The 20,015-nt window shown below is 67.5% G+C and carries 15 protein-coding genes; 13 read left to right on the forward strand and 2 right to left on the reverse strand.

All coding sequences use genetic code 11. The features are described from left to right. Nucleotides 1–11: 11 nt before the first annotated feature. From ACTJI2_RS19590 to ACTJI2_RS19645, 12 genes are all read left to right on the forward strand, one after another. Nucleotides 12–1,076: an NAD(P)/FAD-dependent oxidoreductase gene (locus ACTJI2_RS19590; protein WP_440843086.1), complete on the forward strand. Its 1,065-nt coding sequence runs from the start codon at nucleotides 12–14 to the stop codon at nucleotides 1,074–1,076. After that, nucleotides 1,073–1,321 carry a (2Fe-2S)-binding protein gene (locus ACTJI2_RS19595; RefSeq protein ID WP_183639448.1) on the forward strand — a complete coding sequence of 83 codons (249 nt, stop codon included), beginning with the start codon at nucleotides 1,073–1,075 and terminating at the stop codon, nucleotides 1,319–1,321. The genes ACTJI2_RS19590 and ACTJI2_RS19595 overlap by 4 nt, the downstream gene beginning before the upstream one ends. Then, nucleotides 1,314–2,627: an FAD-dependent oxidoreductase gene (locus ACTJI2_RS19600; RefSeq protein ID WP_440843076.1), complete on the forward strand. Its 1,314-nt coding sequence runs from the start codon at nucleotides 1,314–1,316 to the stop codon at nucleotides 2,625–2,627. The genes ACTJI2_RS19595 and ACTJI2_RS19600 overlap by 8 nt, the downstream gene beginning before the upstream one ends. Then, nucleotides 2,624–3,532 carry a dihydrodipicolinate synthase family protein gene (locus ACTJI2_RS19605; RefSeq protein WP_440843077.1) on the forward strand — a complete coding sequence of 303 codons (909 nt, stop codon included), beginning with the start codon at nucleotides 2,624–2,626 and terminating at the stop codon, nucleotides 3,530–3,532. Before ACTJI2_RS19600 ends, ACTJI2_RS19605 begins: the two co-directional genes overlap by 4 nt. Then, nucleotides 3,529–5,142 carry an aldehyde dehydrogenase family protein gene (locus tag ACTJI2_RS19610; protein WP_440843078.1) on the forward strand — a complete coding sequence of 538 codons (1,614 nt, stop codon included), beginning with the start codon at nucleotides 3,529–3,531 and terminating at the stop codon, nucleotides 5,140–5,142. The genes ACTJI2_RS19605 and ACTJI2_RS19610 overlap by 4 nt, the downstream gene beginning before the upstream one ends. Further along, entirely contained in the window at nucleotides 5,061–6,341 is a 1,281-nt protein-coding gene (locus ACTJI2_RS19615; RefSeq protein WP_440843087.1) for a M24 family metallopeptidase, read from the forward strand. Before ACTJI2_RS19610 ends, ACTJI2_RS19615 begins: the two co-directional genes overlap by 82 nt. Nucleotides 6,342–6,425: 84 nt before the next feature. Next, on the forward strand, nucleotides 6,426–7,724 hold the full coding sequence (locus ACTJI2_RS19620) for a glycoside hydrolase family 2 TIM barrel-domain containing protein (RefSeq protein ID WP_440843079.1): 1,299 nt from the start codon (nucleotides 6,426–6,428) through the stop codon (nucleotides 7,722–7,724). A 170-nt stretch (nucleotides 7,725–7,894) separates the two neighbouring features. Continuing rightward, nucleotides 7,895–8,908, forward strand: a complete 1,014-nt coding sequence (locus ACTJI2_RS19625) for a LacI family DNA-binding transcriptional regulator (protein WP_192199592.1) — start codon at nucleotides 7,895–7,897, stop codon at nucleotides 8,906–8,908. A gap of 379 nt (nucleotides 8,909–9,287) precedes the next feature. After that, complete coding sequence (locus ACTJI2_RS19630) at nucleotides 9,288–12,305, forward strand: TonB-dependent receptor (protein WP_440843080.1); 3,018 nt, start codon at nucleotides 9,288–9,290, stop codon at nucleotides 12,303–12,305. An 83-nt stretch (nucleotides 12,306–12,388) separates the two neighbouring features. After that, a complete protein-coding gene (locus ACTJI2_RS19635) occupies nucleotides 12,389–13,096 on the forward strand; it encodes a SapC family protein (RefSeq protein WP_440843081.1) in 708 nt (235 codons plus the stop codon). Then, nucleotides 13,080–14,099, forward strand: coding sequence for a cupin-like domain-containing protein (locus ACTJI2_RS19640; protein ID WP_440843082.1), 1,020 nt, complete (start codon nucleotides 13,080–13,082; stop codon nucleotides 14,097–14,099). The genes ACTJI2_RS19635 and ACTJI2_RS19640 overlap by 17 nt, the downstream gene beginning before the upstream one ends. Nucleotides 14,100–14,108: 9 nt before the next feature. After that, nucleotides 14,109–15,629 (forward strand): tryptophan halogenase family protein, encoded by a 1,521-nt coding sequence (locus ACTJI2_RS19645; protein ID WP_192199595.1) that lies wholly within the window; start codon nucleotides 14,109–14,111, stop codon nucleotides 15,627–15,629. Between the two features lie 7 nt (nucleotides 15,630–15,636). Here the strand turns inward: ACTJI2_RS19645 and ACTJI2_RS19650 are convergent, their stop codons facing one another. Together ACTJI2_RS19650 and ACTJI2_RS19655 are read right to left on the reverse strand one after the other, a co-directional pair. Continuing rightward, on the reverse strand, nucleotides 15,637–15,879 hold the full coding sequence (locus tag ACTJI2_RS19650) for a hypothetical protein (RefSeq protein WP_183639438.1): 243 nt from the start codon (nucleotides 15,877–15,879) through the stop codon (nucleotides 15,637–15,639). Between the two features lie 56 nt (nucleotides 15,880–15,935). Continuing rightward, a complete protein-coding gene (locus ACTJI2_RS19655; protein ID WP_440843083.1) occupies nucleotides 15,936–17,717 on the reverse strand; it encodes an EAL domain-containing protein in 1,782 nt (593 codons plus the stop codon). 233 nt (nucleotides 17,718–17,950) lie between these two features. Here ACTJI2_RS19655 and ACTJI2_RS19660 point away from each other — a divergent pair. Further along, the coding region (locus ACTJI2_RS19660) for a HAMP domain-containing protein (RefSeq protein WP_440843084.1) at nucleotides 17,951–20,015 on the forward strand (2,065 nt) is incomplete at its 3' end.

Here is a 20,015-nt window from a genome sequence, read left to right on the forward strand (position 1 = left end):
TCGGTGCCGGCATGGTTGGCGCGGCCTGTGCCGACGCCGCTTGCGCGGAGGGACTGAAGGTGGCGCTGGTCGAGCCGGGTCCGATCGGCGGCGGCGCGACGGCGGCGGCGATGGGGCATCTGGTGGCGATGGACGAGGATCCGGCGGAACTCGCGCTGGCGGCGTACTCGCTGTCTTTGTGGGAGGAATTCGCGGATCTGCGCGCGGCCGAATTCAGTCGCTGCGGCACGATCTGGGTCGCGCGCGACGAACGGGAACTTGAGCGGGTGGCGCCCAAGATCGCGCGCCTGGCGGCCGTCGGCATCCAAGCCGAGGCGCTGGATGCCGCACGCCTGCGGGCACTGGAACCGCATCTGGCGCAGGGCGTGGCCGGCGGCCTGCGGGTCGAGCGGGAGGCGGTGGTGTATCCACCACGCGCAGCGCGTTGCCTGGTCGATCGCGCGCGGACCCATCGCCTGCACTTGTTCCTTGGTCGTCGTGCAGAGGCGCGATTCGAAGGCGGCGTGAAGCTGGACGACGGTACCTGCCTGCACGGGCCGGTGCTCGTCGCCACCGGATGCGCGGCGCCGACGTTGTTGCCCGGGCTGCCGCTGCGTCCGCGCAAGGGGCAACTGGTGACTACCGACCGCCATCCCGGCATCGTCCACCACCAATTGCTGGAACTGGGCTATGCCGATTCCGCGCACGGCAACGCGACCAGCAGCGTGGCCTTCAACGTGCAGCCGCGTCCCACCGGGCAACTGCTGATCGGTTCTTCCCGCGAGGAAGGCGTGACCGATCCGGCGGTGTCTATCCCCATGTTGCAACGCATGCTGGCACGCACGCTGGACTACCTGCCAATCCTGCGATCCGTGCAGGCGATCCGCGTGTGGACCGGATTTCGCCCGGCCACGGCGGACGGGCGTCCGTATATCGGACCGATGCCCGATGCGCGCGACGTATGGGTGGCGGCCGGACATGAAGGGCTTGGCATCACCACCGCGCTGGGCACTGCCCGCCTGCTGATGGATCTGTTCCTGGGACGCGAGCCGGCGATCGACCCGGCACCGTATTCGCCCGCGCGGGGGATGTCGTGAGCGGCCCGGTGCGGGTGAGGGTGAACGGCCAGCCGGTGGACGTGCCGGCGGGCAGCAGCGTGGCGGCCGCGATCGCGCGGGCCGGTGTGCTCTCGACACGCCGTTCGGTCGGTGGATTGCCACGCGCGCCGTTGTGCGGCATGGGCGTGTGCTTCGAATGCCGGGTGCAGATCGACGGCCTCGGCCAGCGACGCGCGTGCATGACGCCGGTACGCGACGGCATGCGGGTGGAAACCGATGGCTGAGCGCGTGCGCGACTACGATGTGCTGATCGTGGGCGCCGGGCCGGCGGGCCTGGCCGCGGCGCTCGCGGCACGTGGCCATGGCGCGCGGGTGGGCTGGGTCGATGCGCAGGCCACGCCGGGCGGGCAGGTGTGGCGACACGCGGTCGGCCAGTCCGCCACGCCCGCCACGGGATATCTGCGGCAGGCGCTGGCCGCCGGCGTGCAGTGGCACGCGCAGACCCAGGTCATCGCCACTGCCGGAACCACCGGGGAACTGCTGGCCGAAGACCCGTCTGGCGCATTGCGCCTGCGTTTCCGCGCCTTGATTCTCGCCACCGGCGCCCGCGAGCTGCTGCTGCCGTTTCCCGGCTGGACGCTGCCGGGTGTGACCGGCGCGGGCGGCGCGCAGGCGTTGGCCAAGCAGGGCGTTCCTTACGACGGTCGCCGGATCGTGGTCGCCGGTCGTGGTCCACTGCTGCTGGCCGCCGCCGACACCCTGCAACGGTACGGTGCGCACGTGGTCGCCCTCTGCGAACGGACCCCGCCTGGGCGCCTGTGGCGTTTCGCGGCCGGATTGCCGCGCTGGCCGGGCAAGGCCGGGCAGGCGATCGCGCTGCGCCTGCGGCTGGCACGCGTGCCGTACTGGCACGACAGTGAAGTGCTGGCCGCGCACGGCGGCGGATGCGTGGAAGCCGTCGACATCCGGCGCGGCCGCGAACGCCTGCGCGTTGCCTGCGACGGCGTGGCGGTCGGCTACGGGCTGGTGCCCAATATCGAACTGGCGCAGTCGCTGGGCTGCGCATTGGAACCGGCACCGCGGCATCCGCGCGTGCGGGTGGACGTCAATCAACGGACCAGCCTGGCCGGGGTGTACGCGGCGGGCGAAGCCTGCGGCATCGGCGGCCGCGACAGCGCGCTGCTCGAAGGCGCCATCGCCGGCCATGCCGCCGCCGCCGGCGCGGACGCGGTGCCGGTCGCGTTGCGCCGCCGGCAACGGCATGCCCGCGCCTTCGCCACGTGGCTGCAACGCCACTTCGAACCCGACGCGCCGGACTGGCCGGCGATCGCGCCCGGCACCGTGGTGTGCCGCTGCGAGGACGTCACCGTGGATCAACTGCAGCGGTTCGCCGACGCGCGCGACGCCAAGCTGGCCACCCGCTGCGGCATGGGCGCGTGCCAGGGCCGCATCTGCGGTACCGCGCTCACCGAATGGGGGCTGCTCGCCGGCCCCGTCTCCGCCGGGGACCGCCGTCCCCCCGTGTTTCCGGCCCGCATAGACACGCTGGCCGACTTTTCCGTTCCTACCCAGACAGGTGCATCACCATGAATCCAAGCCAATTCCTGCGCGGCGTCCTGCCCGCCATCACCACGCCTTTCACGCAAGACGGCAGCGTCGATCACGCCTTCCTGGCCGAACATGCGCGGAAGCTGGTCGATGCCGGCTGCACCGCGCTTGTGCCGTTGGGATCGCTGGGCGAGGCCGCGACCCTGAGTTTCGACGAGAAGATCGCGATCATCCGCACCCTGGTCGCGGCGGTCGGCGATCGCGCACCGATCGTGCCCGGCATCGCCGCCCTGTCCACCGCCGAGGCGGTGCGGCTGGCGCGCGCGGCGAAGGAAGCCGGCGCGCGCGGCATGATGGTCCTGCCGGTCTACGTCTACACCAGTGATTGGCACGAAGCTTCCGCGCATGCGCGCGCGGTGCTGGAATCGGTGGACCTTCCGGCCATCATCTACAACAACCCGATCGCCTACCGGACCGACATCACGCCGTCGCAGATTGCCGAGCTGGCGCGCGACTATCCGCATGTGCACGCGGTGAAGGAATCCTCCGGTGACGTGCGCCGCTTCGCCGCCATCAAGGAACTGACCGGCGACAAGCTGGTGCTGCTGGTGGGCATGGACGATGCGATCGTCGAAGGCCTGTCGATGGGCGCCGAGGGCTGGATCGCCGGCCTCGTGAACGCCTATCCGCGCGAGTCCGTGCGCCTGTTCGAACTTGCCCGCGACGGCGGCTACACGGCCGCGCGCGAACTCTACGAATGGTTCCTGCCGCTGCTGCGGCTGGACACGGTCGCCAAGTTCGTCCAGCTGATCAAGCTGGTGCAGGCGCAGGTCGGCATGGGCAGCGAACACGTTCGCGCGCCGCGCCTGCCGGTGGAAGGCGCCGAACGCGAAGCGGCGCTGGCGGTCATCCGTCATGCCATCGCCCATCCGCCGCGGCAGTCATGAGCGGGCCGGCGGCGCCGGTCCTGCTGGCCGGCCAATGGCGGCAAAGCCAGGATGGATCCGGCGCGAATGGAGCCCATGCGTTCCAGGCCGATGATCCGGACAGCGGCGAAGCTTTCGGCACCGCGTATCCGATCAGCGGCGAGCGCGATCTGGAAACGGCGATCGCGTCGGCCTGCGCCGTCGTGGACGAACTCGCCGCAGCGGATCCGGCCGCCATCGTGGATTTCCTGGAGCGCTACGCCGACGCCATCGAGGCGAACCGCGAATCGCTGGCGGCGCTGGCGCAACGGGAAACCGGGTTGCCGGTTTCCCCGCGTTTCCTCGGTGCCGAGATTCCGCGCACCTGCGGCCAGTTGCGACTGGCCGCCGAGGCGGCGCGCAGCCACGCCTGGACCCTGCCGACCATCGACACCCGCAATGGCCTGCGCGCGTGGCTGGCGCCACTCGGCAAGCCGGTGCTGGTGCTGGGACCGGGCAACTTCCCGTTCGCGTTCAACGCAATTTCCGGCAGCGACTTCGCGTCCGCATTGGTGGCGCGCACGCCGGTGATCGCCAAGGCGCATCCCGGCCATCCCGGCACCAGCGAGCAGCTGGCGCGGCTGGCCCACGAGGCATTGGTCGCCAGCGGGCTGCCCGCCGCCAGCGTGCAGATGCTGTATCAGTTGCCGGAAGCGCTTGGCCTGCGCGCCGCCGGTGACGCCCGGATCGGCGCGGTCGCATTCACCGGAAGCCGTGCCGCCGGCGTCGCCTTGAAGCGCGCCGCGGACGCGGCCGGCGTGCTGTTCTACGGCGAACTCTCCAGCATCAATCCGGTACTGATGCTGCCAGGGGCATTGGCCGCGCGCGCGGAGACGCTGGCGCAGGAACTGCTGTCCTCCTGCACGCTCGGCGCCGGCCAGTTCTGCACCAACCCAGGGCTGGTGCTGGTGCCCGAGGGCAACGATGGCGACGTCTTCGTCGACACCGCGCGCCGCGGTTTCGCCGAGGCGCCGGAAGGCCTGCTGCTGTCGCGCGGCGGCCAGCGCCACCTGCGTGCCGCCGTGGAAGCGCTGATCGCGGCGGGCGCCACGCCGCTGGCCGGTGGTGGTGTCGCCAGCGGCGGTGGTTTCCGCTGTCGTCCGGTACTGCTGAGCGTGGACGGCGAGCGCTTCCTCGCCGCCGCGGACGCGCTTCAGCGGGAAGCCTTCGGACCCGTCACGCTGCTGGTGCGCGTACGCGATCCCGCGCAGATGGACGCCATCATCCGCACGCTGGAAGGCCAGCTGACCGGCACGATCTACCTGGCCGAAGACGGTAGCGACGCCGACCTGTGGCGACAGCTGGCGCCGCCGTTGCGCGCGAAAGTGGGACGCCTGATCGCCAACCGCATGCCTACCGGCGTGGCGGTCAGCGCGGCGATGAACCACGGCGGCCCCTGGCCGAGCGCGAGCCATCCGGGCTTCAGCTCGGTCGGGATGCCGGGTGCGATCAGGCGCTTCGCAGCCCTGCACAGCTACGACCAGGTGCCCGACGCGTTGTTGCCCGCGCCATTGCGGAACCGCAATCCCGGCCGCGTGCCGAGACTCGTCGACGGCAGCTGGACCGATCGCGATCTGGAGATGCCGGAATGAGTGCGCAGATCGGCCATCTCTCGCCGACGCAGGCGACCGGCATGCTGCATCCATGGGAACGGCGTGCCGCGCCCATCGCCGCGCAGGAGTACCAGCAGCGAATCGAACGCGCGCGCGTGCTGATGCGGGCGCGCGGCGTGGATGCGCTGCTGGTCAACGCGGGTGCCTCGCTGCGATATTTCTGCGGGGTTCCGTGGGGCGCCAGCGAGCGGCTGGTGGCCCTGCTGATCACCGGGAATGGCCTGCCGGTGATGATTTGTCCTGCATTCGAAGCCGGTTCGCTGGAGGCGGTGCTGAAGATTCAAGTCGAACCCCGCCTGTGGGAAGAAGACGAGGACCCCTATGCGCGCGTGGCCCAGGCAATGAAGGAGCGTGGCGCGCGCACGCTGGCACTGGATCCGGCCGCCGCCTTCGCGATTCACCATGGCCTGTGCGAACACCTGGACGCACGCCGCATCTGCGAGGCGGGCGGGATCATCGACGGTTGCCGGATGTGCAAGTCGCCGGCGGAGCTGGCGCTGATGCAGCAGGCCTGCGACATGACCCTGCAGGTGCACCGGCTGGCGGCCGGCATCGCCCGCGAAGGCACCACCACCGCCGAACTGGTGCGCTTCATCGACGATGCCCACCGCGCGCTGGGCGCCGATGCCGGTTCCACGTTCTGCATCGTCCAGTTCGGCCACGCCACCGCGTTTCCGCATGGCGTGCCGGGCGTGCAGTCGCTGCGCGAAGGCGATCTGGTCCTGATCGATACCGGCTGCAGCGTGCAGGGCTACCACTCCGACATCACCCGCACCTGGATCCACGGTCGCGCCGATGACGAACAGCGTCGTATCTGGGATCTGGAACAGGCCGCGCAGGCGGCCGCGTTCGCGGCGGTGCGGCCCGGCGTGTCCTGCGAAAGCGTGGACCAGGCGGCGCGACGCGTGCTGGAGTCCGCCGGGCTGGGACCGGACTACCGGCTGCCCGGATTGCCGCATCGCACCGGGCACGGTTGCGGGCTGTCGGTGCACGAAGCGCCGTATCTGGTGCGCGGAAATGCCAGCGCGCTGCAGCCGGACATGTGCTGCAGCAACGAACCGATGATCGTGGTGCCCGGTCGTTTCGGCGTGCGCCTGGAAGATCACTTCCACGTCACCGACGAAGGTGCGCGCTGGTTCACGCCGCCTTCGCCGGCCATCGATCAGCCGTTCGTCTGAGGCAACAACTGGCGTGGCGGGACCTGATGCGGGACCATGGAGCACCGCGGGCGCGATGCCACGGCGCTTGCCTGGAGAGTTCCCATGCGAAACATCCTGCTCTGGTGCTGTCTGGTTCCGCTGGTGGCGCTGGCATCCGAGGACCCGGCGATACCTGCACACGTCCAGATCAGCGAGGGACCGGACGGTTATCGGCTCACCGTGGACGGTCATCCGTTCCTGATCCGTGGCGCGGGACTGGCGGATGGCAACCAGGAAGAACTCGCCGCGCGCGGTGGAAACTCGTTCCGGACCTGGAGCACCGGTACGGATCGGGCCAGGGTGGTCGGCATGCTGGATCGGGCGCGGCGCAACGGCCTGATGGTGGCGATGGGCATCGAAGTCGCGCGGGAACGCCACGGTTTCGATTACGGCGACTCGGCGGCCGTGGAAAGGCAGTGGAAGCGCGTCCGCGAGGAGGTACGTCTCTACCGGAATCATCCCGCGGTGCTGATGTGGGTGGTCGGCAACGAACTGAACCTCGAGTCCCGCGATCCACGGGTATGGAACGCCGTCAACGACCTGGCGGTCATGATCCATCGCGAGGATCCCCATCATCCGGTGATGACCACGCTGGCGGGATTCGACCCGGATTTGATGGAGCTGATCAGGACGCGCGCGCCAGCCCTGGACCTGGTCGGGATCCAGCTGTACGGAGATATCGTGGATCTTCCTGCGAAGCTGGAACGCAGCCGCTGGACGGGGCCTTACGTCGTCACCGAGTGGGGACCGACCGGGCATTGGGAAAGCCCGCAGACCGATTGGGGCGCGCCCATCGAGGGCGATGCGTCGCGGAAGGCGGCATGGCTCCAGGAGCGCTACCAGCGCGTGATCGCGCGCGATACCCGCCAGGGGTTGGGTTCCTACGTGTTTCTCTGGGGCGACAAGCAGGAGCGAACGCCCACTTGGTACGGCCTGTTCCTGGCGAGTGGGGAAAGCACCCCGGGCGTCGATACGATGCAATACCTGTGGACCGGCCAATGGCCACGAAATCGCGCGCCATCAATCACCCCGATTGCCATCGACGGGAAGCAAGCGGAAAGCAGTCTGGTCTTGCGGCCCGGACAACGCGTCACCGCCCGGACCACCAGCGAGGATCCGGATGCCGACCGGTTGACGTTCCGCTGGCGGATCCGCGAAGAGAGCAGGGCCACCACCGTGGGGGGCGACGCGGAAGCCGTGCCGCCCACGGTTGCGTTCAAAGGGGAGGAGGATGGCCGTGGAGGCATTTCCTTCCAGGCGCCCGTGGTCGCCGGCAACTATCGGCTGTTCGTGGAGGTGCATGACGGGCGGGGGCATGCCGCATACGCGAACTTCCCATTCCGGGTCGCCGCATCGCAGTGAAATCACGGGCCGGGGCATCCGTCTGGGATCCGGGCATGGGTTGACAGCGCTGTCATGTGACTGCTAAACCATGCCGCCATTCGACGCACCGCGTCGGGACAGCGGCTGCCAGGTGCGGCGTCCGAATGTGCGGTCATTGGTTGCGGCGTCGCGACGGGGGCGGATGAAGAATGCGCAGTCGAATCGAGGACGTGGCGGCGGCGGCGGGTGTGTCCATGAAGACCGTCTCCCGGGTGCTGAACCATGAACCCAACGTGCGCGAGGAAACGCGCCAGCGGGTGATGCAGGCCGTGGAGGCGCTGCAATACCGGCCGAACCTCTCGGCACGCAGCCTGGCCGGCCAGCGCTCATACACGGTGGCGCTGGTCTACAACAACCCTTCGCGCAATTACCTGATGGAAGTGCAGGGCGGAATGCTGGAGGCATGCCGCGCCAGTCACTACAACCTGGTGCTGGCACCGGTCGGCGCGCCACGCCTGCGGAAGGCAGCGGACCTCAGGGCCGTTTTCGAGCATTTCGCGCCGGATGGCGTGGTGCTGATTCCTCCCCTGACCGACGACGCGACGGTGCTGGAATACCTCGAAGAACATGAGGTTCCTTTCGCCTGCATCGCGCCGAGGCATTCGACGGGGCGAATCGGCGTGATGATGGACGAGACCGCGGCGGTCATCGAGTTGGTTCGCGGTCTGATCGCGCTGGGGCACCACCGGATCGGGCACATCAAGGGACCGCCCGCGCATGGGGCCTGCCTCTGGCGCTACCGCGGCTACAGGCAGGCGCTGAAAGCGGCGGGCATCGACGAAGAGCCAGGCCTGGTCGTGCAGGGAAGGTTCTCCTTCGAATCGGGCATCGAAGCCGCACATCGCCTGCTGGACATGGCACACCCGCCCACGGCCATCTTCGCGGCCAACGACGACATGGCGGCGGGTTGTATCCGTGTTGCTTCCCTGCGCGGACTTCGTGTGCCCGCCGACCTTTCCATCTGCGGATTCGACGACACGCCTATCGCGCGACACATTCATCCCGCCCTGACCACGGTGCGTCAACCGACTTCCGAGATGGGGCGAATGGCGACGATGGAACTGTTGGCGAGGATCCGCTCCCCCGATGCTGGGCGGATGGTGCATGTGGAGCACGAAGTGCTGTTCCGCGAGTCGACGGGGCACCCGCCGCGCGCACGCTAGGTCCGTTGTCCGATCAAGTCCATATCGGACATGCGCGGGACATCGGCGGACAAGTGAGTGTCTACGCCAGATAAAACAGCGCGGCGTGCCACACGCGAGTCGTTCTTCCCGCGTGTTTATGTACACGTGTATAGAAAAAATGAAACGAATTTCAGTAGAAGAATATTGCTGGCCCAATGACTGGAAAACGATTTCAGCTGCATTGCACAAATGACGGAAAGGGCTGAAAACAAGTGTTTTTAAACAACAAAAAGCAAAAATGACACGAAAGTTGACAACGCTGTCAATCGGGCGTCCAATTCGGCGCCAGCAGAGGTGACAGCTATCGCCTGAGCAAACGCGCGTCGTGCAGTTCGTGAATTTCCGGGGAGGAAGATCCATGAAGCAGGTGCAGTTCGTTCCGAAGAAGAAACTCCTGACGTCGGCACTGTTGCTGGCATTGGCCAGTCCGGCCTGGTCGCAGGAAAGCGCGCAGAACGAGGGGAATGCGCAGGGCACGCCGCCGCAGGCTGACCCAGCCACTCTCGATACCGTCACGGTCACCGGTATCCGTGGCAGTTTCATGTCGTCGATGAACCTGAAGCGTGATTCACAGGGCGTGATCGACGGTATCGTTGCCGAGGACATCGGCAAGTTCCCCGACACCAACCTCGCAGAATCCCTGCAGCGGATCAGCGGCGTGTCCATCGATCGCTCGCTCGGCGAGGGTTCCAAGGTCACCGTGCGCGGCGTCGGACCGGACTTCAACCTCGTGTTGTTGAACGGCAGGCAGATGCCGGGCGGCTTGCTGGGGACCGGCGGTGCGGGTGTTTCCAATTCGCGCGCCTTCGATTTCGCCAATCTGGCCTCCGAAGCGATCAGCGCCATCGAGGTCTACAAGACGGCGCGCTCGGACACGCCCAGCGGCGGCATCGGCGCGACCATCAACATCAAGACCGCACGCCCGCTCGACAATCCCGGATTGGTCGCCAGTGTCGGACTCAAGGCCGTCAACGACACCACGGTGGACAATCTGCCCCGCACCTTCAAGGGCGAGTCGGTCACCCCGGAAATCTCGGGCATCTTCAGCAACACCTTCGCCGACGGAAAGTTCGGCGTGGCTTTGTCGGCCAGCTACCAGGAGCGTGATTTCGGTTTCAGCCAGGCGTCGGTCGCCAACGGCTGGGCCAAGTTCCGTGGCGATGACACCACCAGCTGGAACCGGTTGCCGCAACCGGGCGAACCCAACTCCGAGCTCATCACCAACCGGCCGGGACCCAACGACGTCTATTCGCGGCCGCAGAACACCGGCTACAGCGTCAACGGCGTGCAGCGCCAGCGCACCAACGGCCAGCTCGTCCTGCAATGGGCTCCCACCGACCGGGTGACCACGACGCTGGACTACACCTATTCGGAAAACAAGATCCAGCAGCAGCGCAGCGAGCTTTCGGTCTGGTTCAACTACCAGCCGGGCGAGAGCACCTGGACCGATGGTCCGGTATCGGCGCCGACCTCCTACTCGGAGTTCACCTCGGGGACGGCGGACGTGGCGATGGGCGGTGCGCAGTTCGCCACCAAGAGCGAGAACAAGTCGCTTGGCTTCAACGTCGAGTGGGAGGTCAACGACGCGCTGAACCTCGAATTCGACTATCACGACTCCACCGCCGAGACGATGCCGGACAGCCCCTATGGATCGGCCGGCGTGCTGGCCGCGGCGGCCTTCGTGCGCGGCACCACCACCGTCGACTACAGCCGTCCGCTGCCAATCGTGCACATGGAGTTCCCCAATGGTGGAGTGGAACCTTCGCGCGCGCTGGTGACCGGATCGGTCTTCCACAACAGCTACACCAAGTCGGAAGTGGAACAGGGACAGGTCAAGGGACGCTTCAAGTTCGGCGACTACTCCGGGCTGGATTTCGGCGTGGCCTCGACCGAAGTGCAGAACCGCACGGCCTACGGGTACATGCAGCGCGATACCTGGGGCGGCGTGGGCCAGCCCGGCGACTACGACGACGACATCTGGTACGCGGACGACATGTCGCGTTACTTCAGCAGCTTCGACAACCACAGCGACCCCCGCTGGAGCAGCCGGTTCCTGGTGTTCGACTTCGAACGCCTGCGCCAGCGCGCGGCGCAGGTCGGCGATGAGAACAATCCGGCATGCCCGACCTGCTACGTGGCACCGGACGAGTTCACCCGCGACATGCGCACGACGGAAAAGTCAAAGAGCGCGTTCCTGCAGTGGACCACGACCTGGGACTGGAAGGTGCCCATCCACGCCGCGGTCGGGGTCCGCTACGAAAAGACCGACGTGGAATCCACCGCGCTGGTGCCGATCGGACAGACCATCACCTGGCTCTCCGCCAACGAGATGGTGGTGAACTACGGCGAGGCCGGCTTCACCCAGCTGGAAGGCGACTACGCCTACTGGCTGCCCAATCTCGATCTGCGCGCGGACCTGAGCGACAACATGGTCCTGCGTGCCAGCTACGGCCGAACCATCGGCCGGCCCGGCTGGGAGCAGATCCAGGGCGGCAAGACCATCGCCAACATCGTGCGCGTGGACGGTGGCGATGGCAGCCAGGGCAACCCGGCGCTCAAGCCGCTCGTGTCGGACAACTTCGACGTCTCGTTCGAGTGGTATTACGGCGAGGCAAGCTTCGTTTCGGTGGGCTATTTCCGCAAGAACATCGACAACTACATCGGCACCACCCAGATCGCGGATACCTCCTTCGGGCTGCATACGCCGGTGGGCGGCACCTACTGGAACAATGCGATCGATGCGGGGTGCCCAGCCACCGACATGGTGTGCATTCGCAACTACATCTTCCGCAATCATGATGGCGACCCCGGGGTGACCCATACCGGCACCAACAGCAACGGCGAGGAGACCGGAACCATCGTCGGTCAGCCGGGGGATCCCGTCGCCAGTTTCGACATCACGGTGCCGGCCAACCAGAAATCGGCGTCGTTGGATGGCTGGGAATTCAACGTCCAGCACATGATCGAGGACACCGGTTTCGGCATCGCCGCCAACTACACCATCGTCAATTCGAGCCTGACCTACGACAACTACAATCTCGGCGAACAGTTCGCGCTGGAAGGTCTTAGCGATTCCTTCAACGTGGTCGGGTTCTACGACAAGGACAAGTGGCAGATACGACTGGCGTACAACTGGCGCGACAGGTTCCTGTCGAGCCGCTTCGATGGCCAGGGGCCCAATCCGAACTACACCGAGCCCTACGGGCAACTGGACGCCAACATCAGCTACCAGTTCAACGACCGCCTGAGCCTGAGCCTGGAAGGCATCAACCTGACCGACGAAACCCAGCGCGTCCATGGGCGGCACGTGAACCAGGCGCTGTGGGTCACCCAGAACGGGCCACGCTACATGTTCGGGCTGCGCTACAAGTTCTGAAACCAGGCCCATGAAAGGCCGGGCCACCGCCAACGCGCGGGTCCGGCCTATCATGGGCTAGCCCGGACAGCACGGTTCCCGCAATGCCCCGACACGCCCTGCTCAACAACATCGATCACCGCGATCTGCGTATCGACGTCCGCCGCGGCGAGGCGCTGGGCGACGCGGTCATGCTGGCGCCGATCTTCCCGGCCGAGTTCCGCGCCATCCAGCCGCACTATCCGATCGTGTTCCAGCGCCTGCAGGACGGTAGCTTCCAGCCGGTGGCGCTGTTCGGGTTCCAGCCGGGGCAGAACCTGTTCCTGGAAGGGGACGACTGGCAGGCACCCTATCTTCCGCTGTCGGTGGAGCGGCAGCCTTTCCTGATCGGCGCCTCGGGCGGGGAACTGCTCATCCATGTGGATCTGGATCACCCTCGCGTTGGCGGGCATTCGGGAGAGGCCGTGTTCCGCGAACATGGCGGAACCAGCGACTACCTGGAGCGGATCAACTCCGTGTTGCTGGCGTTGCACGACGGGCTTGCCGCCAACCCGGTGCTGTCGGCCGCATTGCTGGCGCACGGCCTGCTGGAATCCTTCGTACTCGATATCTCCCTGGATGACGGTACGCCATGCCGGCTGGCGGGCTTCCACACGATCCACGAGGAACGCCTGAAAGCGCTGGACGCCGGGGCACTGGCCAGCCTGCATGCCGCCGGCCACCTGGAAGCGATCTACATGGCGATTGCCTCGCTCTCCAATTTTCGCGACCTCATCGCCAGGCTCAATGGCCGTCATGCTGCGTGCCGCTGAACCCATCGAGGAGGTCAACGACGTCGACCCGCAGGCGTTGCCGGCACGGCTGCTGGGCTCGTCCCGGCCGGTGATCCTGCGCGGACTGGTTGCCCATTGGCCGATGGTCCAGGCAGCGCGGCGCTCGACGGAGGAGGCGATCGCGTACCTGAAGGGCTTCGAGCGTCCCGGCGCGCCGCCGGTGGTGGCGACGGTCGGGCCTCCGGACATCCGCGGCCGATTCTTCTATGACGCGGATCTGCAGGGATTCAATTTCAGGCAGGAAAAGGTGCCGCTGGGCGTGGCGCTGGACACGCTGCGCAAATACCTGCCAGACCCGGCGCCGCCGGCCATCTACGTCGCCTCCACCACTCTCGATACCTGGCTGCCCGGATTCCGCGAACACAACGATCTTTGGCTCGGCGAGCGCGAGGCGCTGGCAAGCATCTGGATCGGCAACCGGACCCGCATCGCCGCGCACCAGGACGTGCCCGACAACCTGGCCTGCGTCGTCGCCGGCCGGCGGCGCGTCACCCTGTTCCCGCCGGATCAGCTCGCGAACCTGTACGTGGGACCCCTCGATTTCACCCCGGCGGGGCAGCCGATCAGCCTGGTCGATTTCGCCGCGCCCGATCTGGAGCGCCACCCGCGCTTCGCAGAGGCGTGGAAACACGCGCGGGTGGCCGAACTGGCGCCCGGCGACGCGGTGCTGATTCCGTCGATGTGGTGGCACCACATGGAGGGACTGGAACCTTTCAATGTGCTGGTCAACTACTGGTGGCGGCAATCGCCGGCCTGGATGGACACGCCGATGAACGCGCTGATGCTGGCGCTGATGACGGTGCGCGATCTTCCGCTGGAACAGCGTGCCATCTGGCGAGACGTGTTCGATCACTACGTGTTCCTGCCCAGCGAAGCCACCGCCGGGCACATGCCGGAAGCCGCCCGCCGCGTGCTCGGGCCGATGGACGAGAACCGGGCGCGCGAGTTGCGCGCACGCCTGCTGAAAAGACTCAACCGCTGAGGAGACATCATGGCGCAGGCCGAAGGCATCAACGGAAAAACCGTCAGGCGCGTGGTCATTGCCGGCGGCGGCACGGCGGGCTGGATGGCGGCGGCGGCACTGTCACGGATGCTGGGCAGGGTACTGGACATCACCCTGGTGGAATCGGAGGAGATCGGGACGGTGGGCGTCGGCGAAGCCACCATTCCCACCCTCGTGACCTTCCATCGCCTGCTGGAGATCAACGAGCAGGAGTTCATGGCCGCCACCCAGGGCACGATCAAGCTCGGCATCTCCTTCGAAGGCTGGCGCGAAGTGGGGCATCGCTACATCCACTCGTTCGGCGTCACCGGGCGCGATCACTGGATGGCGAACTTCCACCATTTCTGGATGCGCGCCCATGCGCTGGGGCTGGCGGGGAGCTACGACGATTACTGCATCGAATTGAAGGCGGCGCTGGAGGACCGGTTCGCGCACCTGCCGCGCTACCAGATGAACTACGCCTATCACCTGGACGCCAGCCTGTACGCACGCTTCCTGCGCCGCTTCAGCGAGGGCTACGGGGTCCGCAGGGTGGAAGGCAAGATCGCGGACGTGCAGGTCGACGAGACGTCGGGCTGCATCGCCGCGTTGCGCCTGGAGAATGGCGACGTGATCGAGGGCGACTTGTTCCTGGACTGCACGGGCTTTCGCGCGTTGCTGATCGGCAAGGCGCTCAACGTGGGATTCACTGACTGGTCGCACTGGCTGCTCAATGACAGTGCACTCGCCACCCAGACCACCGCCGTGCGCGACGCGGTGCCGTACACGCGCGCGATCGCCGGCAAGGCGGGTTGGCAATGGCGGATTCCACTGCAGCACCGGGTAGGCAACGGCATCGTGTACTCCAGCCGCTTCATCGGCGACGACGAGGCGCGCGAGGAGTTCCTGTCCAGCCTGGAAGGCGAGATCATCAAGCAGCCTTGGCCGGTGCGGTTCCGGCCTGGCCAGCGGCACAAGTGCTGGAGCCGGAACTGCGTGGCGCTGGGGCTTGCGGGCAGCTTCATCGAACCGCTGGAATCCACCACCATCCATCTGATCCAGCGAGGCATCCTGCGCCTGCTGCATGCCTTTCCGCATGTCATCACCCAGGAAGCCATCGACGACTACAACGCGCGCCTGGACGCGGAATTGCAGCACGTCCGGGATTTCGTCGTCCTGCACTACCATGCGACCCGGCGCCGGGACACGCCCTATTGGCGCACGGTCGGGACGATGGAGCTGCCGCCGTCGCTGCAGCGGCGGATCGATCTGTTCCGGGAGACGGGCAATGTCTACCACGTGCCGACGGAGCTGTTCGCGGAGAACTCCTGGATCCAGGTGATGACCGGGCAAGGCATCGTCCCGAAGCGCCATCACCCGCTGGCCGACGTGATGGGCGAAGCCGAACTGGCCCGCTTCATGCGCGAGATCCGGGAAGGCGTGGACGCCACCGTGCGCCAGCTGCCTGCGCACATGGATTATCTTCGCGGCTATTGTCCCGGCGAGCGACCGCAGGCCCTGCCGGCCTGAACGGCGATCAGAGGCGGTAGTGGCTCGCTGGCGGCGGGAAGCGGCTGCTCTGGTCCGCCGGCAGCATCAGGCCGGCGCCGAGTTCGACCAGGCGCGACCAGACGTAGGGTTGCAGGTCCACCGGCGCGCCGGCATAGACGCGGGTCCACAGGTCGTCCAGGAATTCCTGTGCGGGTTGGCGCACGAGGCCACGCGCCAGCCGGTCGCTGGCGGCATCCAGAGCAATCCGGATTTCGGCCAAGGTCTCCATGCGGCGGACTATACGAAGGCCGCGTTCTGATTGTGTGACAGCCGGCGCCGGCGATCCTATTCCGTGACCGGTTCCGCGGTTGCCACGCCGTGCAGGCCCAGGCCGTGCCGCTTGGCGTGCCGTTTGGCGGCAGCGGCGTCGGAGGCGACCTGCTCGGCGCTGTCGTAGCGGGCCGGGTCCACCTGGACCACGCCGATGGTCAGGGTGGTCAGCGGGAAGGTGGTGTAGCGGCCGCTGCGGTCTTCGCTTTCCAGCACGCCACGCGCCAGGTCCGGTTCGTCGAACAGCGCCCGCGAGGCGGCGTTGAAGTCGGCGATGATGTCGCGGCAGCGCCGCTCCCAGTCCTCGCTCTGCAGCAGCACCACGAAATCGTCGCCGCCGACATGGCCGACGAAATCCATGCTCGGCGCCACGTGCTTGAGCAGGGTGGAGGCGACCAGCCGGATCATGCGGTCGCCGCGGAAGTAGCCGTACTGGTCGTTGTACGGCTTGAAGCTGTTGAGATCGCAGTAGGCCGCGACGAAGGAGCGACCGGTTTCGAGCAGGCGGCCGATATGCTCGGAGATGGGGATATTGCCGGGCAGCAGGGTCAGCGGATTGGCGTAGCGCGCAGCCTCGATGCGCAGTTCGGTCACCCGTCGCACCAGTGCTTCGCCGGTGCCCACGCCCAGGTAGCGACCGTCGCGGGTGATGATGAAGCCATCCGACAGGTAGCGCTGATCCTCGCCCAGCAGGATTTCCGACATAGCGTCGATGCTCTGGCCGACGTCGCAGACGATCGGCGCGGCGTGCATCAGCAGTACGCATGATTTTCGGCCGTTGAGCTCGCGTGCGAACGGCACCGCCATGCGTTCATTGAATACCCGCCGGTTGATCAGGCCCAGTGGCTGGCCATCGGCGTCCACCACCGGCAGCGACGGCAAATCGGGATGATTGCGGAACAGCTGTTCCGCATCGAAGTTGCTTGCCTCGTCGGTCAGCGACGGCGCATCGATCAGCAGGTGCGCGGCGGTGACCCCGCGGAAATCGGAGGCGCGCCGCGCGCGCGGCCACACCGGCAATTTCTCGAAACGCGCCTCGCGGACTTCCGCCGGCACCGCCAGCGCCACCTCGCTGGCCGGGCGTCCCAGCAGGTAGCCCTGCGCGTAGGGGATGCCGAGATCCTTGATGATCGCCAGGTCCTGCAGGCGTTCGACACCTTCGGCGACCAGTTCGGCGCCCAGGCTTTCGGCCACCTGCACCAGCGAGCGGACGATGCTCAGCCGACCCGGGCTGTCGGCGATGTGGTGGATCAGGTAGCGGTCGAGCTTGACGTACTCCGGCGACAACTCGTGCCAGAGCTCGAAGTTGGAATGGCCATTGCCGAAGTCGTCCAGGGCGATGCGGATGCCGGCCGCGCGCAGGTAGCCCAGCGCGTCGGCCAGCTGGCCGACGTCCTCGACGATGTCGCGTTCGGTGATCTCGATGACGAAGCGGCCCAGGTCGCGGCCGGCCGACAGCAGCACCTCGATGACCTGCTGCGGGCGCAGCGCGCCCTGCAGGATCGCGTGGGCGCTCAGGTTGACCAGCAGGCGGCCGCCGCGATCGAAGTCGAAGCTGCGCGCCAGCGTGCCGGCGGCGACGGTCTCCAGTTCGCCCAGGCGGCCGGCGGCGCGCGCGCGATCCAGCAGCTCCAGCGGCGAGCAGGCGCGGCCGGCGATGCGCATCAGCCCCTCGTGCGCGACCACCTTGTTGTCCTCCAATCGCACCACCGGCTGGAACGCCGCCAGCAGTTCGCGGCCACGCAGGACCATGTCCAGCAGCGGATCAGACGAGACGGCGGAATCGGGTGTGCACATGGGGCCGCGAACCTAGCGCGCCTTCATGACAGTTCCGCGACGCGGCTGATGACGTTCCGTCATCTGCAAGTGGCGCTTCGACATGGCGGTGATCACGCGACGTCATCGCGGTGTCGCACACACCGGGTACAACATCGTTGCCGCCGATGCACTGCGCAAACGGCCTGAAAACCGGCATTAAAGTCCAGAAGGAACCGGCCGATACCGATGCGGAATTCTGCCCGGAGTCCGCCATGCCGACCGCCTTCCGCCTGCCTTTCTCCTGGAAGCGCCCGTTTCCCCGACGCCTTTCCTTCCGCGACACCCACGCCGCGCTGACACGGTGGCTGGGGCGGATGACGATAGCCGGCAAGCTGCGCCTGTGCGCATGGGTGGCCGGCGCGGGATTGTCGCTGATCGCGCTGTCGTATTGGCAGGCCAGCACCGGACAGGCGCGCGCCGCCGCCAGCTTCCAGGCGCAACAGGGCTACGGTGCGCTGCTCGCCGCGCTGGAGCGCCAGGTCGAGCAGACCCGGCGATTGCAGACGGTCTATGCGACCCGCCTGGATGACGCCGATCGCGATGCCCTGCGGCAGGCGCAGCAGCGTTTGCGTCGCGATCTGGAACGACTGCGCAAGCATCCGGCCGGCGCGGCGGACAGGAAACTGCTGGACGCGGCGGCCGGCCGCATCGACGAGTTCGCCGCCGGCATCGATGCGCTGAACGCGCGGGTGGACGAGATGGGACAGGGCGACGCCAGCCTGTCCGCGACCTTGCGCGGTTCCGGCCAGGCGCTGGAAGAGGCGGTGCAGTCCGAGCAGGTCGTGGCGCTGGACGCCCCGATGCAGCGGATGCGCCGTTTCGAGAGCGAGTTCCTTCGCAGCGGCGATTCCGCATTGGCGGACCGGGTCAGCGAGGAGAAGCTGCCGTTCGAACTGGCGCTGTCGGCGAGCCGCATCGACGAGGTTCGGCGCGACGAGCTTCGCCAGCAGGCGGAGGCTTACCAGGCGGCACTGCTGGCGTATACCGCCGCGCGGGTCGGACTGGACGTGGAAGTCTCGTCGCTGGAAGACACCGCCGCCGCCATCGCGCCGGCGCTGGCGGATCTGGAGCAGGCCCGCGAACGCGGGCTGGCCGTCGCGGCGCGCCAGCAGCGCTCGCAACGGTTCGGCATGGCGGTGTTGTTCGTGGTGACGCTCGCCGGCGTCGCCCTGGTGTTGGGCGGCGTGTTGTGGGCAGTGCTGCGGGCGGTGCGCCGGCCCCTGGCCGAAGCCGCCGAAGTGGCGGGCGCCATCGCCGACGACCGCCTCGACACGGCCGTGCGGGTCGACAATCCGCATGACGAAATCGGCCAGCTGATGACATCGCTGGCGCACATGCAGGCCCGCCTGCGCGAACGCATCGCCGGCGAGCGCGCGGCGGCCCGCGAGAACGCGCGCATCCGCCAGGCGATGGACCACGCGCATGCGGGATTGATGGTGCTCGCCGCCGACGGCACGATCGCTTTCGCCAACCACGGTCTGCGCGAGGCGCTGGCGGGTCACGGCATCGCGGCGCCGGACGGCCTGCCGCTGGAAAAGCTGGATGACACGCTGGCGCCGATGGCGCGACGCATACAGGACGAGGAGGCAGGTTTCGAACAGACCCTCACGCTGGGCGAGCAAGATTATCTGCTGGTCGCCAGCCCGATCCGGATCGACAGCGAACGGATGGGTGCCACCCTGGAATGGAAGAGCCTGGCGATGGAGAAGATGGTGGAGCGCGAGATCACCGCGCTGCTGCGCGCGGCGGCGGAGGGCGACCTCGCGGGCCGCATCGAGGTGTCCGGCAAGCAGGGCTACCTGCAACCGTTGGCGCGCAGCATCAACGCGCTATTCGAGGTCCTGCAGGGCAATCTGTCCAAACTCCAATACGTGTTGTCCGCGCTCTCGCAGGGCGACCTGACGGTGCGGATGGAAGGGGATTTCCACGGCGTGTTCGCCCGCATGCGCGATGACGCCAACGCCACCGTCGCCCAGCTCACCGACATCGTCTCCCGCATCCAGGACGCCTCCACCGCCATCAACACGGCGGCAGGGGAAATCGCCTCCGGCAACGCCGACCTGTCCCGCCGCACCGAGCAGCAGGCCGCCAACCTGGAAGAAACCGCCGCCTCCATGGAGGAACTGACCTCCACCGTGCGCCAGAACGCCGACTCCGCCCGCCAGGCCAACCAGCTCGCCATCGGTGCCGCCTCGGTGGCTTCGCAAGGCGGCAACGTCGTCGGCCAGGTCGTCACCACCATGCGCGACATCGAAGCGGCCTCGCGCAAGATTGCCG

The organism is Pseudoxanthomonas sp. 22568, assembly GCF_052044485.1.
GTDB classification, from domain to species: domain Bacteria; phylum Pseudomonadota; class Gammaproteobacteria; order Xanthomonadales; family Xanthomonadaceae; genus Pseudoxanthomonas_A; species Pseudoxanthomonas_A beigongshangi.

Coding starts and splice junctions, on each gene's coding strand:
- ACTJI2_RS19590 (WP_440843086.1), top strand. CDS start 12: ATGGTTGGCGCGGCCTGTGCCGACGCCGCTTGCGCGGAGGGACTGAAG.
- ACTJI2_RS19600 (WP_440843076.1), top strand. CDS start 1,314: ATGGCTGAGCGCGTGCGCGACTACGATGTGCTGATCGTGGGCGCCGGG.
- ACTJI2_RS19605 (WP_440843077.1), top strand. CDS start 2,624: ATGAATCCAAGCCAATTCCTGCGCGGCGTCCTGCCCGCCATCACCACG.
- ACTJI2_RS19610 (WP_440843078.1), top strand. CDS start 3,529: ATGAGCGGGCCGGCGGCGCCGGTCCTGCTGGCCGGCCAATGGCGGCAA.
- ACTJI2_RS19620 (WP_440843079.1), top strand. CDS start 6,426: ATGCGAAACATCCTGCTCTGGTGCTGTCTGGTTCCGCTGGTGGCGCTG.
- ACTJI2_RS19625 (WP_192199592.1), top strand. CDS start 7,895: ATGCGCAGTCGAATCGAGGACGTGGCGGCGGCGGCGGGTGTGTCCATG.
- ACTJI2_RS19630 (WP_440843080.1), top strand. CDS start 9,288: ATGAAGCAGGTGCAGTTCGTTCCGAAGAAGAAACTCCTGACGTCGGCA.
- ACTJI2_RS19635 (WP_440843081.1), top strand. CDS start 12,389: ATGCCCCGACACGCCCTGCTCAACAACATCGATCACCGCGATCTGCGT.
- ACTJI2_RS19640 (WP_440843082.1), top strand. CDS start 13,080: ATGCTGCGTGCCGCTGAACCCATCGAGGAGGTCAACGACGTCGACCCG.
- ACTJI2_RS19645 (WP_192199595.1), top strand. CDS start 14,109: ATGGCGCAGGCCGAAGGCATCAACGGAAAAACCGTCAGGCGCGTGGTC.
- ACTJI2_RS19650 (WP_183639438.1), bottom strand. CDS start 15,879: ATGGAGACCTTGGCCGAAATCCGGATTGCTCTGGATGCCGCCAGCGAC.
- ACTJI2_RS19655 (WP_440843083.1), bottom strand. CDS start 17,717: ATGTGCACACCCGATTCCGCCGTCTCGTCTGATCCGCTGCTGGACATG.